Annotated in this window: 14 protein-coding genes; 5 read left to right on the forward strand and 9 right to left on the reverse strand. The window is 54.6% G+C overall.

All coding sequences use genetic code 11. From position 1 onward, the window contains the following. Nucleotides 1–27 precede the first annotated feature (27 nt). The 8 genes from TEU_RS00670 to purD all read right to left on the reverse strand — a co-directional run bounded on the left by TEU_RS00670 (nt 28) and on the right by purD (nt 7,124). On the reverse strand, nt 28–1,563 hold the full coding sequence (locus TEU_RS00670; protein ID WP_050001952.1) for a DUF4932 domain-containing protein: 1,536 nt from the start codon (nt 1,561–1,563) through the stop codon (nt 28–30). Nucleotides 1,564–1,633: 70 nt separating this feature from the next. Beyond that, nucleotides 1,634–2,089 carry a hypothetical protein gene (locus tag TEU_RS00675; protein ID WP_050001953.1) on the reverse strand — a complete coding sequence of 152 codons (456 nt, stop codon included), beginning with the start codon at nt 2,087–2,089 and terminating at the stop codon, nt 1,634–1,636. After that, nucleotides 2,086–2,697: a hypothetical protein gene (locus tag TEU_RS00680; protein WP_050001954.1), complete on the reverse strand. Its 612-nt coding sequence runs from the start codon at nt 2,695–2,697 to the stop codon at nt 2,086–2,088. Before TEU_RS00680 ends, TEU_RS00675 begins: the two co-directional genes overlap by 4 nt. Further along, nucleotides 2,697–3,530 carry an ABC transporter ATP-binding protein gene (locus tag TEU_RS00685; RefSeq protein WP_050001955.1) on the reverse strand — a complete coding sequence of 278 codons (834 nt, stop codon included), beginning with the start codon at nt 3,528–3,530 and terminating at the stop codon, nt 2,697–2,699. The genes TEU_RS00680 and TEU_RS00685 overlap by 1 nt, the downstream gene beginning before the upstream one ends. Before the next feature lie 198 nt (nt 3,531–3,728). Then, a complete protein-coding gene (gene purQ, locus TEU_RS00690) occupies nt 3,729–4,400 on the reverse strand; it encodes a phosphoribosylformylglycinamidine synthase I (RefSeq protein WP_050001956.1) in 672 nt (223 codons plus the stop codon). 1 nt (nt 4,401) lies between these two features. Next, entirely contained in the window at nt 4,402–4,644 is a 243-nt protein-coding gene (gene purS, locus TEU_RS00695) for a phosphoribosylformylglycinamidine synthase subunit PurS (RefSeq protein ID WP_050001957.1), read from the reverse strand. A gap of 10 nt (nt 4,645–4,654) precedes the next feature. Beyond that, the gene (locus tag TEU_RS00700) at nt 4,655–5,797 is read right to left on the reverse strand and encodes a formate--phosphoribosylaminoimidazolecarboxamide ligase family protein (protein WP_050001958.1); all 1,143 of its coding nucleotides are present in this window, start codon (nt 5,795–5,797) and stop codon (nt 4,655–4,657) included. Between the two features lie 10 nt (nt 5,798–5,807). Next, complete coding sequence (gene purD, locus TEU_RS00705; protein ID WP_050001959.1) at nt 5,808–7,124, reverse strand: phosphoribosylamine--glycine ligase; 1,317 nt, start codon at nt 7,122–7,124, stop codon at nt 5,808–5,810. Between the two features lie 136 nt (nt 7,125–7,260). On the opposite strand from purD, the gene TEU_RS00710 reads away from it, so the two are divergent. The 3 genes from TEU_RS00710 (at nt 7,261) to purE (ending at nt 9,151) form a co-directional block, all read left to right on the forward strand. Further along, a complete protein-coding gene (locus tag TEU_RS00710; RefSeq protein ID WP_144244785.1) occupies nt 7,261–7,896 on the forward strand; it encodes a hypothetical protein in 636 nt (211 codons plus the stop codon). Further along, nucleotides 7,889–8,653 carry a hypothetical protein gene (locus TEU_RS00715; RefSeq protein WP_227738735.1) on the forward strand — a complete coding sequence of 255 codons (765 nt, stop codon included), beginning with the start codon at nt 7,889–7,891 and terminating at the stop codon, nt 8,651–8,653. The genes TEU_RS00710 and TEU_RS00715 overlap by 8 nt, the downstream gene beginning before the upstream one ends. Nucleotides 8,654–8,719: 66 nt before the next feature. Continuing rightward, a complete protein-coding gene (purE, locus tag TEU_RS00720) occupies nt 8,720–9,151 on the forward strand; it encodes a 5-(carboxyamino)imidazole ribonucleotide mutase (protein WP_050001962.1) in 432 nt (143 codons plus the stop codon). Between the two features lie 309 nt (nt 9,152–9,460). On the opposite strand, the gene purT is transcribed toward purE, so the two are convergent. Then, nucleotides 9,461–10,750 carry a phosphoribosylglycinamide formyltransferase 2 gene (purT, locus tag TEU_RS00725; protein ID WP_050001963.1) on the reverse strand — a complete coding sequence of 430 codons (1,290 nt, stop codon included), beginning with the start codon at nt 10,748–10,750 and terminating at the stop codon, nt 9,461–9,463. 149 nt (nt 10,751–10,899) lie between these two features. Between purT and TEU_RS00730 the strand changes: the two genes are divergently transcribed. Together TEU_RS00730 and purM are read left to right on the forward strand one after the other, a co-directional pair. Continuing rightward, a complete protein-coding gene (locus tag TEU_RS00730) occupies nt 10,900–11,865 on the forward strand; it encodes a hypothetical protein (protein ID WP_050001964.1) in 966 nt (321 codons plus the stop codon). A 96-nt stretch (nt 11,866–11,961) separates the two neighbouring features. Then, nucleotides 11,962–12,966: a phosphoribosylformylglycinamidine cyclo-ligase gene (gene purM, locus TEU_RS00735; protein WP_050001965.1), complete on the forward strand. Its 1,005-nt coding sequence runs from the start codon at nt 11,962–11,964 to the stop codon at nt 12,964–12,966. The last annotated feature ends 3 nt before the right edge of the window (nt 12,967–12,969 follow it).

The raw sequence follows: 12,969 nt of genomic DNA on the forward strand, positions 1-12,969 counted from the left end.
TCTAGCACCTCACCTTAGAGAGTGGCCTCATCCGAACGCGACGGCCCTCCTCAGGTTAGTTAAGTACACAAAGTAGTGGGAGTTCATCAGGTTCTCGTCGCTGTTTCCTGAGGGCTTTCTGTTGAAAACATCGGGCGTTCCCGCCATTAAAAGGACAAACCCTCCTCCCTTTGGATTCCTCAAGGCCTCAACGAGGAAGACCCCCTTGGAATATTCGACACCATCGAGAACGACGGAGTTATTCCTTATCATCACGTATCTGTTGAGTTTGTGAGCAGTCGGCGAATTTAACGGCACGATGGCGATAATGTTGCCGCTTTCGAGCCCCTTCGTGAACGTCACTTTAAACCCTGCATTTTCAAGCATCTCAACGTAGCTTTTCACATACGTGCTCTCCAAGAGGTTTTGGGCAACGTAAAGCTTAACGCCCCTCGTTTTAAACGCCATGAAAGCCATTTCAATAGACGGTTCTGATGAGACGTTCCTCCAGAAGCCTTCCTTATACCAGCTCCCCATAAGCTTCGCGAGCTCGGGCATGAAGCTCTCGAAGGTGGGGTATTTTTCTTTATTGGGCATGTAGTCCGCTAAGTACGCCCGGTAAACCCTCCCAACGAGGTAGAACCCGAGGGCTTCCTGGCCCTTTATGAACCTCTCAGCGCTCTGGTTTCCCTCCGTTTTGAGGATGTAGTAAGCTTCAAACGCCCGGACAAAGGTCTCATCAAGGTAGGTCTTCCAATTAGAGTATCCCATAGAAGTCATGACGTCTTTCACCGGCGAGAACATTCCCTCATACTCCTTAAACTCCCGGTAGTGTCTCCCCACCGCGGGATTGACGAAGCTGTGGGCAAGCTCGTGGGCGGAAGCACTGCAGTAGGAATAAGTTCCGTTGGAGAACGAGCAGACGCCAAGAAAGGCGTAAACGGTATCGTTCGTCCAGCCGCCGTAGCTGTAGTATACCCCAAGGGGCTGGAGGATGAAAATCCAGCGGCCCTTTTTCTTCCCAAAGAAGTCCTCCTCGAAGCGGGGGAGGCTGAAAACGTCCGGATTCTCCTTAAGGAACAGCCCTATCTGCTCCCTGTAGAATCCCCTGTGGCTCTCGTAGAAGGCCGAAAAGTTCGATTCCCTGGCGAAATCTTTTATGGCTTTGGCGAGTTCGTTGAGGAGCTTTTTATCCCCGTGAACCCTCTCCACGAGATTGATACTCCACTCCGTGGAGTTCAGCTCCATTGCAAACCTGGGAATGGCATCGTATCCCAAGCCCTCTCTCAGGGCTTTTCTGGCGAGGAATACTGCCCTGTGGTTCCTGTAGGGAGCGAAGTGCGAATTAACTTCCTGAGGGTAAGGGGTAAGGTTGTTGGAATTCCAGCCTGCGAGGTGGAAAACAACGTTCGTCAGCTCGGTGTAGGGGTTCACCTCGACACAGACGTTGCCTGAGCACTCGGAAACCGGGGAGACGTTGAGCTGGAAGTCCGGCTTCGGTGGAACGTGCGACTGGGAGAGGTAAAATGCAAAGAGTAGCACGAGCAAGGACAAAGGCACCAGCAGGAGTTTGGCTCTGGACATCCAATCTCCTCTCGACGTTTTTATATCAACCGGTGTCTGTTGTATTTCCTAATTTAACAATTACCCACGATTAGCCCCCTCCAAGCGCCGCTATGCCCCCACGCTTAAAGTACCTGCAGCTGAATATGAACGCGGCCAGTACAAGAGGCCAGAGAATGTACCTGCTCGGCAAAAGGGGATATACGAATATCATCGGAATGAGGAGCTTCTTTTCTTCAATCTCCGACATAAGTGCCACCATCGGGATTACGTCCGACCTCGAAACGAGGGCGTAGGGGACGACCGTTAAGATTTTGAAGAGCGCCCTTCCCAGGGCAACATCGCACGGGGTTACCGGAAGGGGAAGGAACCGTCGGAGCGGGTTCCTTATCTCCTCCTCAACACTCACCACCCCAATCCAGACAAGGCCGAAGACGTAGGGCAGAATGTCGTGGAGGAGGAAAGAGGGAAGGGTTAAGAGGAGGTACGGGACGTAGTACCTCCAGTACTTGAGGCCCATGAACTTGCAGAATGTGAGGGGAATCATCCAATCCCCTCCTTTTTCAGGTTGATGCTACACAGAGCACCCGCCCCAAGCAGGATGGCACTTATGGCCCACGCGAGGAGGGTAGCGTCAAGGAGCGAGATGAAAAGAAAGCTTCCAATTAGAGCCACTATCATTGCAAAGGCGGAGACCATCTTAACCCCAACGTTCTTTATCCAGACAGAGGGAGAGATTAAGGCCGAACCCACCCCTCCTGCGAGGGCCGCGGCAACTATCGCGGGCGTAATGGAGACGCCACCATTCCCCACCGCTCTCCCCACGTACCAGAGAACGAAAGCGTTGAGCGCTCCAACAGCAAGGGAAATTGTGAGTGAGAGAAGCGCCCTGGCGCGGACTATGTCCCAGGGCTCAATGGGGAGTGCAAAGATTCCGGGGATAAGGCCGTTCTTAACGTCCTGTTTGTACCTCCCCAGGCTGGATGGGCCAAGTACAGCCACCAAGAAAAGCGGAAGTGCGGCTTCCCAGCTCTTGGTGGCAAGGCCGCGGAGGAGGGGGACTCCAAGCGGGATTGCCACAATGATGTAAAGGATGCCCCAAGAACGAACGCTGGATTTTATGCGTTTCAGTTCGTGCTTCAGAACCGCGTCCATCAGCCCTCCCTCCGGATTGCCTTCATCAGGGGCATCACTTCCTCCAGAGCCACCCCCTTCTCTCTGCAGGCACTGACTATCTCATCAACACCTGCCCTTGAAACGATGATGACACTCTTTGGCCCAAGCTTGATACCATCGAGATTTTCAGTGCCTTCTCCTGAGACCACGTATGCGTTCGAAAACTCCTCAGGGCTAAAGTGAGCCAGCGTCCGACCACCCACCATCAGAACGACCCTGTCAGCCAAGCCCAGCGCAAACTCCGTTTCATGGGAAACCATGACAACTGCCGCACCGTTGTTTTTCAGCTCCCTGACGACATCAACGAGGAGCTCTTTTCCGCCGCTGTCAAGCCCGGAGAAGGGTTCATCGAGAAGAACCGCTTTGGGATGATATAGAAGCAGCCTCCCAATTTCCAGGCGCTTTCTCATACCCTTCGAGTACTGTCCGGCCTTTTTTCCAGCTTCCTCAGACAAGCCAACCCTCTCCAAGACAGAGTTTATGAAACCTGGGTCTGGTCTGCTACCGTTGTATAGCTCATAGAAAAATTCGAGATTCTCTTTCCCGGTCAGGAGAACGTCCAGGACGTCAGAGTCCATGATAAACCCTATTTTTCTTCTCGTCTCCTTTGAAGAGTAAGGGTTCCCACCGCACACCCTTACCGTACCGGACGTAGGTTTGAGGAGACCGAGGCCGAGTTTTAGCAGTGTGCTCTTCCCGCTTCCGTTCGGTCCGACGAGAAGGACGCATTCTCCCGGCTCGGCTTTTAGGGTGACTTCTCTAAGAATCTCCTGGCCGTTGGCAGTGTATGAAACATGCTCATATTCAATCATGAGAGTCCCCCCAGTGAACCCCACCATAGTAAGTGACGTGTATTCACTGATACAGTCACAGCGTTATTAATATTTCGTTGCGAGAACTTTTGACGTGCGTTAGTACTGACTCCTCGACAATGCTCAAAAAGTCCGGAACATGGCACTAATAACACCCTATGGATTGAGGATTAAAAATTTAAAAACGGCAGGAGGAGCTTATCTCCTCGCCCACTCCACCATGCTCCTAAAGAGCCTCAGACCGTCCTCACTCCCTAAGAAGCGGTCGCTCGCACGCTCTGGGTGAGGCATCGTTCCGAGAACGTTCCCCCTCTCGTTCGCCACCGCCGCTATGTTAAGGACGGAGCCGTTGGGGTTTGCCTCTTCCGTCACGTTCCCGTTCTCGTCGCTGTACTGGAAGGTTATCCTGACCTTCGAGGGGTCGTCAACGTAGTAGTTCCCTTCAGCGTGGGCTATCGGCATCCGTATGACCTCGCCGGGCTCGTAGAGGGAAGTGAACGGCGTTTCAGTGTCGCCGACGCGGAGGTAAACCCACCTGCAGAGGAATCTTGGGATTCTGTTCGGCCTCAGTGCTCCGGGAAGGAGACCCGCCTCCGTGAGAACCTGGAACCCGTTGCATATCCCGAGGACGGGCCTCCCCTCACGGGCGAACTCCTTAACCTCCTCCATTATCTTCTGACGGGCGGCTATCGCCCCGGCGCGCAGGTAGTCGGCGTAGCTGAAGCCCCCTGGGAGAACAACGCCGTCGAAGTCCTTGAGGCTCGTCTTATACCAGACGCGCTCTGCTTCTCCTCCAGCCTTCCTTATGGCCCTCTCCGTCTCAAAGTCGCAGTTCGTCCCAGGAAAGACGACAACGGCAAACTTGGGCATTTCAGCTCACCGGCTCGATGCTGTACTCCCAGCTGTGGATTAGCGGGTTGGCGAGAAGCTTCCTGCACATCTCTTCAACTTCTTCCTCCGGCCTCTCGCTCTCAAGCTCGAACTCGAAGTACTTGGGGACGCGGAGGTTCTCCACCGCGTAGCCGAGGTTCCTGAGGGCGTTTCCTATGACCCTTCCCTCAGGGTCGTTAAGGCCTTCCTTAAGGCGGACGATGACGGTGACCTTCCATCTCATTCCAACCACCTCAAGTTACCACCTTCTCAAGCTCGTCCAGCTCGATTGCGCGCTTGATTTCGAGGGCTACCCTCCGCCCGGTGCTCATCGGCTTCCTCCAGAGGGCGTTTCCGTAGGGGTGGCCCATCGCCATGTGAATGTTAGTCCCGCCGCCAGTCCTCGGCGCAACGTCGTAAATGTAGAAGTTGAGGTCTTTATCAACCGCCGTCTGGAGAGTAAAGGGCCCGATTATGCCGGGGGAGTAGTACTTCTTTGTCGCTTCAACGTACTTCTCGGCCATGTCGAAGACCTTCTCAAGGAGGGACTCACGGAGCGTCGAGGAGGCGTGGCCGCAGACGGTGTATTCGGGCTCGAACTGGTGCTCCGGGAGGGTCAGCTGCTGGGAAGCCGGGAGGCGGACGTGGCCGTCGAGGCTCGTCTCAAAGCGCCAGTCTATTCCCAAAAGCTCAATCTCCCCGTCAATCGGCGAGTAGAAGAAGTCGAAGTTGAAGACCGGCCCGATTATGTAGCGCTCGATTCTCGCTTTGGCGAGGTCTTCCTCGGTAATCACACCGAGCCTGATGAGCCTCTCCGCTTTCTCGCGGAACTCCTTGTAGCTCGCCGCGGTGAAGAAGCCGCGCTCAAGCCTCTTCTTCGCGTGCGGGAGCTTGACGATGACGAGGCCAACTTCATCAATCTCCTCCGGCTTCACTGGTTCCGGGTAGGGGAGTCCAGCCTTCTCAAGCAACCAGTAGTAGCTCTTCTCCTCGCTCCGCTCCTCACTCCTGAGGAGGTTACGGCTCCCGAAGAGCGGGACGCGGAAGTCGTTCTCAACCCTGTCAATGCCGGTGTAGACCACGAACGAGCGGTTCGGCACGAAGATGACGTTCCTCTTCACGAGCTCGTCCTGAACCTCCACGACCTGGGCGAACTTCTCAAGCACCAGCACCTCGTCAATGAAGCCCTTCGTAAGGCCGTCCTTCGTCTTCCTCAGCCTGAAATACTCGGCGTAAGTCCTGTGCCTGCCCCTCTGGGCGATGACAAGAACCGGGAGGCCTTCCTCCTTGGCCCCGTCCGCTATGTCCAGGGCAGAGTGGCTCCCTATGACGCCGACGGTTATCTTTTCAGGGTCGTATTTTTCGAGGATGCTCAAAATCTCGTCGCGGCTTATCATCTCAACCACCTCAGCATGGGTTCGACTTAAACTCCCTTCTGAGCTCTTGCATCAGCCTAATCCGCTTCTCAACGCTCTCCCTCGTCCCGATGTCCCTGCGGTAGAACAGCTCACCCTTGATGTGCGGGACCGCGCTCTCGGCAATCCTCTCGGCCTCTTCGAGGGTATCGGCAATTCCAACGACCGCTATGGCGCGGGAGCCGAGGAGCGTGAGGTTCTCGTCAATCGAGGCGTAGTAGAGCTTTGCCCCGGCGTCTTCAACGGCCTTCTCGTCAATTTCAACCTTTACACCCTTGACGGGGTTCACGGGGTAGCCCTTCGGTGCGAGGTACTTGACCACCGTTGCCCTTCCCTCAAACTCGGCCCTTCCAAGGTTGCCGTCCACTATTCCCTCCGCAATCTCAAGGAGGTTCGTCTTCAGAAGCGGGAGGACGTTCATCGCCTCGGGGTCGCCGAAGCGGGCGTTGTACTCGATTATCACCGGGCCCTCCCTGGAGAGCATGAACTGGCCGTAGAGGATTCCCTTGTAGGGCGTCCCGTTCTTCCTCATTGCCCCGACCGTCGCCTTCAGGGTCTCCAGGGCCCTCTCGTAGTCCTCCCTGGGGACGAAGGGGAGCAGGTGATTCGGACAGGAGTAGCTGCCCATTCCGCCGGTTATGGGGCCCTGGTCACCCTCGTAGGCGTGGGGGTAGTCCTGGGCTAGGGGCATGGGGATTACCCTCTTCCCGTCCGTGAAGACCTGGAGGGTGAACTCAACGCCGTCGGTACGCTCCTCTATGAGCACCCTCCCGTCCTTCCTGATGAGCTCCTCCGCGTATGCCTTGGCCTCCTCGTTGTCCTTCAGCTGGTAGCCGACTACCTTGACGCCCTTTCCACCTGTGAGCCCGAGGGGCTTTACAACGACGGGCCTGCCAAAGTCGTCTACCCACGAGTGCATCTCGGAGACGTCCTCAAAGACGCGGAAGAGCTTCCTGCCCGGGATTTCGTACTCTTCCATAAGCGAGCGGGCGAAGGCCTTGTCCGTCTCAAGCCTCGCCGCTTCTCTGCTCGGCCCGACGGTGGGGATTCCATTCTCTTCGAGGGCGTTTACGATGCCCTTCTCAAGGGGTGCCTCCGGGCCGATGAAAGCCAGATCAACCCCCCAGTTCAGGGCGGACTCAAGGACTTTTCCGACATCAGTCTCTTTTGCCAGGCCATAACCTGAAGCAAGCCTTGCGAGGCCTGGGTTCCTGTGCTTCGAGACCACGTAGAGCTCGGCGCCGCTCCTCACGAGCGCCTCGCCGATGGCGTTCTCCCTGCCGCCACCTCCAACGAGCAGAACCTTCATGAGCTTCACCATTTATTTGTTAAAAATTCCAGTTTTTAAGCTTTGTTTTGACATAAAAATTTGTAATCAAGAACTGCCGTTCTGAGTAACCACCTACACCAATAATTTATTAGGACTAAGACATACTTATGAATACGTGATGCCTATGGTGCCGAAGGAGCTTAGCGATCTCCCGCCCTCATCAGTCGGTGCGATTATCTCACGGGGCTGCGAAGCAAATGGAGACCTTATCGGGCTGGAGCTTATGGCAAGGGTACTCAAAGACGGCAAAAAGGTGTTCTTGGCGCTCTACGAGCCGTTCCTGACGTTCAAGTCCAACATCGAAAAGTTTGGAATCTCCCTGGACGACGTTCTCGGCAGGAACCTCTTCATACTCGACATATTCGGCAGTTTCAAGAGGATAGAGCGGGATATTGAGGGAGTAATCCAAATCAAGGGATACCTCGATGACGGCGTCTTTGCAGAGCGTTTTGAGGAGATAGGAAAGAAAATGCTTGAAACCGTCAGTCCAGATGAAGACGTCTGGTTTTTCACATACTTGAGTTCGGGGGCGTGTAAGGTATTCTCCAACCCGCTCAGGACTGTCAGGCTGGTCTGGTCAGAAGTTCATGACGTAATGGAAACAACCAAGAATATACGCATTGTTTTACTGTACAACAGCAAAGAGTGTCCAGAGCTTGAGGAAATCTTCTACCTCTACGCCGATGTTGTTGTGGAGGTCTTTTTAGAGAACGGAAAGCGGAGAGTTCTCGTGACCAAGGGGGGTGCTTGAGTTGCTCTCCCTCGGCATTGAAGCCGTTGATAATGCACTGGGAGGCGTCCGGGAGGGTTCTTCAATACTCATTCACGAGCAGGACCCCAGGTCAATGGGCAGAGAGCTCGCGTTCATGTTCCTGAAGAAGAAGCTCCAAGAGGACAACCTAATCGGCATGTTCAACCTGAGCTATCCCCTGCCAACGCTTTTCCACCTCCTCATGAAGCGCGGCGTCGATGCTGAAAGCTACCTGCGCTCCAAAAACCTCGTAATAATTGATACCTTCGGAAGCCTGTATGGTCACAGGGTAGAAATGGAAGGAGTTCAGTACCTTAAGGGTTCACTCTCTCCAGAGGTGCTTTCCAAGAAATATGCAGACGTTGTCGGCGCCCACAAGGAGGAGTGGGCACGGCTGGGCATGTTTGAGGGCAGGGAGCTCTGGGGAATCTCAATGAACATCAACGAGTACACCAAGATTTTCAACGAAAGCACGGTTCTCAGCTACTTCGAGGTCTCTGCCGAAACAAGAAGAAGGCACAGGGCATACAGGGAATACCCTACAGGCACCAACATTTGGGTGTACGTGGGAGGCCCCGACAGGGTGTTTGCTTCCCTCTACCGCCGCATGGACTATGTCATAAGGACACAGAGTGAACGGGTCGGGGACGCGATAAAGCGCTACCTCTGCATCTTAAAGGCACCCGGCCTGTGGCAGCCCATAACGTTCGAGTACTCCTTCGGCCCGGACGGTGTTGAGTTCAGGAGAATTGATTAACAGTCTTACGGCAACTTTTCTCAAAACATTTTTAAATTTTGACAAATTTTTATCACAGGTGATAGCATGAAAGTGCTCGTGGTTATGGGTAGCAAAAGCGACAGCCACATAGCGGAGAAGGTAACTTCCGTTTTAGACGAGTTCGGCGTTGAGTACGATGTGGAAGTTGCCTCGGCCCACAGGAACCCGAAGAAAGTTGAAGAGCTTGCAAAGAAGGACTACGATGTCTTCATAGCCATCGCAGGGCTGAGCGCCGCCCTACCGGGTGTTATAGCCGCCCACACTGTCAAGCCCGTCATAGGCGTCCCTGTCTCGGCCAAGCTCGGCGGATTCGACGCGCTCCTCAGTATAGCCCAGCTTCCCCCCGGCGTGCCAGTCGCCACGGTGGGGATAGACAACGGGAAGAACGCGGCGTTGCTGGCCATAGAGATACTCGCCCTAAAGGACGAGAACCTCAGAGAGAAACTCGAAGAATATAGGAAGAAAATCAGAGGCTGATTTCTACGACTCAAACCCTTATTTCCAGCATTCTCTTATTTTAGCATTCAAGGACGTCTGATTCAAACGGGGGATAATCAGGAGGCCCCCGATTCTTAATTCCAGCCCTTCTTTATTCGAGCCCGTTCCTCGATTGCAACTTCTTATTTTCAATCCACCCGACTGATTTTACCCGATTGCCTACGGCATATTGGTGGCCATAATATTTTTTAAATTTTTCGGATATCTTCCAAAAGATTAGAACAAGTCCGTACATATGTGTAATGTACAGAAATTAGCATGGAAAGCAAACAGAAAACCAGTGAAAAGTCAAAGCAGATGCTTCCTCTTCTCGTAATCCTGTCCGTGCCACTCCGATGAGCGGGTTCTGAGCTCTATCGAGTGGGCGACCATCTCGGCCTTTCTCTTTGCCTCCTCGACGCTCCTGCCCCAGGCTATTGCGACGCCCAGCCTCCTGCCTGGATAAGCCTCAGGCTTACCGAAGAGCCTCACCGTCGAGTTGGGGACACTCATTGCCTTGGCCAGCCCCTTGAAGCGCGGAGAGTGGCCGGAGACGTTGGTCTTGATGACGTGCGTCGCGGCCGGCGTCAGTATCGGGAACAGGCGGTAGCCGTCAACCCACTCGCCCGGAATCGGGAGGCCCAAAACCGCCCTCAGGTGAAGCCCGAACTCTGAAAAGCCGGTCGGGTGGGAAGCCAACGTTACCATTCCCGTGTCGTGGGGCCTCGGCGAGACCTCGTTTGCCCACACCCTATCGCCCTTCACGAACATCTCGACCCCGAAGAGCCCTAGGCCGCCGAGGACGTCGGTGATGCGCTTCGCTATGCGATAAACCTCGCGCTCGGCCTTCTCGCTGATTTCAGCCGGCTGCCAGCTGGAGTGATAGTCTCCGTCAATCTGGTAGTGGCCGACGGGCTTCGGGAAGGTAGTAACTACCTCGCCGTTCTCGTCGTAGTGTCTCACGGCCAGCTCGGTAATCTCCACCTCGAAGTCGATATGCTCCTCAACGATTATCTTGTCCGCACTGCCGCGGGCCTTCTTCTTCGCCTCTTCCCACGCCTTCGGGACGTCCTCGGGCCCTCTAACGAAGTACGAACCCTTACCCGAGGAGCTCATTATCGCCTTGGTGTGGCAGGGGTAGCCTATCTTCTCGCAGGCTTCATAGAGCTCGTCCAGGGTTGTGGCATAGGCGTAGCGGGAAGTGGGGACTTTGGCTTCCTTTGCAAGCGTCTCCCTCGTCCTCTCGCGGTGCATTGCTATCCAGGTGGCCTTTGCGTTCGGCACGACGAAGTAGCCGTCCTTCTCAAGCTCGAAGAGGGCATCGAGGTTTATTGCCTCTATCTCGGGGATTATCGCGTCCGGCTTTTCCCTCTCGACGACGGAGAAGAGGAAGTCCGCGTTCCTCATGTCTCCCACGTAGAAGCGGTGGGCGACCTGCATCGCCGGTGCGTTCGCGTAGCGGTCAACGGCTATGACCTCAACTCCGAGTCTTTGGGCCTCAATCGCTATCTCCTTCCCGAGCTCGCCGCTCCCGAGGAGGAGCACCTTCTGGGCGGAGTCGGTCATAGCGGTTCCGAGTTCATCGCGGGGCTTAATCATGACGACCACCTCAATGTTTGACGTTGATATGTTAAAAATCAACAATATTTAAGCCTTTTTAAGCATAAATATGGCAAAAATTCCCGTTACTCCACCAAAAGTGCTTTATGCCTCAGCGACAGAGTACTGCATGTTCCGGGTGATTGGACATGTACAGACGTAAGCTCCTCCTAATCCCGTTCATTCTGTCGCTGGTAGTCCTTCTCCCCACCGTGACTGCAGACTGCAACCCTTCAGAAACATACACCGTGCTGTCGGTTTTTCCTGCAGGAGACTGGCTCTTGATAGCCGTCGGCCACGTGAGCTGGACGTGCGAGATGGTGGCGGGGGAATGGGTTAGCAAACCCAATTTGCCCGACTCAAACGTGGACTACTACATCCTGACCGATGGAAAGGAGGCCTTCCTGCTCGGAAGCGTTAACCCCCTCCTGACCAACGCCACTCCCGTAAGCTTCATCAACGGGACGCTCTACGTGCTCAGAACGAAAGAGACAGAGGAGCCCTTCCAGAACGTTACGGTCTCCGTAAACGGCGAACCCCACAACTTCACGCTCTTTAAGCACGTCACGACGGAGGAGACATACCACTTCAATGGTTGGTGCTTTAATGTTGTTTCGAGGTGCACAATCACTGCATACCCGAATGGAAACATTACCAGGGAATGCAGAGGGGAACCTGTAAACGCCTCAGCTTTTGAACTCCCCCGCACCCCTCTTCAGGGGGAGCCGGTGATATTCGAAGAGGGAAAGTTAAGGTTCACCCTCGACGGCAAGGACTACACTCTTTTGCCCCCTGCGGGGTTTAATGCCTCCAGTGCGAATTTCACGGCGTTTAAAGCCGCCCAAGGGCCAGTTATAGTGAACATGGAGCAGGTGGTTCTGCCGGCAGGTGTAGGAATTGAAGAGACACACCTCATCTTCGTGCCCGAAGGGGGTAAGGCTTCTCCCATCAGAATTTCGCGGGACTTCAGCAGACTCCTCTGCAAAAGCCCGCAGACAGGGGACGCCAACTCCTCAACTCCCCAGGTTACCCCGGAAGAAAAAAGCATCTGCGGGCCCGGTCTGATTGTGCTGGTGAGCACGTTGTTCCTCCTTTTGGGACGCCAACGTGATTAACATTAATTTGCTTAATTTATCCCTCATCTCTTAATCTTTTGCCATATAAATGGCAAAGTTTTTAAGCCCTCGGTGGAACTCTCCCCGGTGGTTCTCATGCTGACCTACGCTCAGGCTGGAGTCGATGACGAAAAGACCGTAAGGGCCCTGAGGGGAATAATAGGACTCGCAAAGGAGACCTTTGAGTTCAGAAAAGGTAAAACTGGAGAACCGGCCGAAAACCTCGGCCACTACTCCGCCCTTCTCGACTTTGGCAGCTTTTACCTCGCAATGACGACCGACGGCGTTGGGACAAAAGTCCTCGTGGCCGAGGCAGTAGGCAAGTTCGACACGATAGGGATAGACATGGTAGCGATGAACGTGAACGACCTGCTCTGCGTTGGGGCGGAGCCGGTGGCGCTCGTTGACTACCTCGCCGTAAAGGAGCCAGACGAGAGGGTGTTTGAAGAGATAGCGAAGGGCCTCTACGCTGGAGCGGAGCAGGCGGGGATGGCGATAGTCGGCGGGGAAACGGCGGTGATGCCAGACCTCATAAACGGCTTCGATCTGGCCGGAACGGCAATTGGAGTCGTGGAGAAGGGGAAGGTCATTACCGGGGAGAAGATAAGGCCCGGCGACGCCGTGATAGGGATTTCAAGCTCAGGAATCCACTCCAACGGGCTAACCCTCGCGAGGAAGCTCCTCATACCCAAATACGGCCTCGACTATGAATATGAAGGCAGAAAGCTCTGGGAGTGGCTTTTAGAACCGACGAGGATTTACGTGAGGGCGGTTCTTGAACTGCTCGAAAGGGTAGACGTTCACGGTCTGGCCCACATAACCGGCGGCGGGCTTACGAACCTCAAGCGCCTAACTGAGTATGGCTTCTCCCTTGAGATGCCTCCAATAGAGGGAATATTCAAGCTCATCTATGAGAACGGCGTTCCGCTGGAGGAGATGTTCAGAGTTTTCAACATGAGCGTCGGCTTCGTGGCAATAGTCCCCAAAGAAGAAAAGGAAGAAGCCCTTGACCTCCTCAACAAGCACTACGAGAGCTTCGAGCTCGGAACCGTCATTGAGGAACCTGGAATAAGGGTCGAGAACTACGGAGTAATGCTTTAAGCC

Origin of the sequence: Thermococcus eurythermalis (assembly GCF_000769655.1) — an archaeon.
GTDB classification, from domain to species: Archaea; Methanobacteriota_B; Thermococci; order Thermococcales; family Thermococcaceae; genus Thermococcus; species Thermococcus eurythermalis.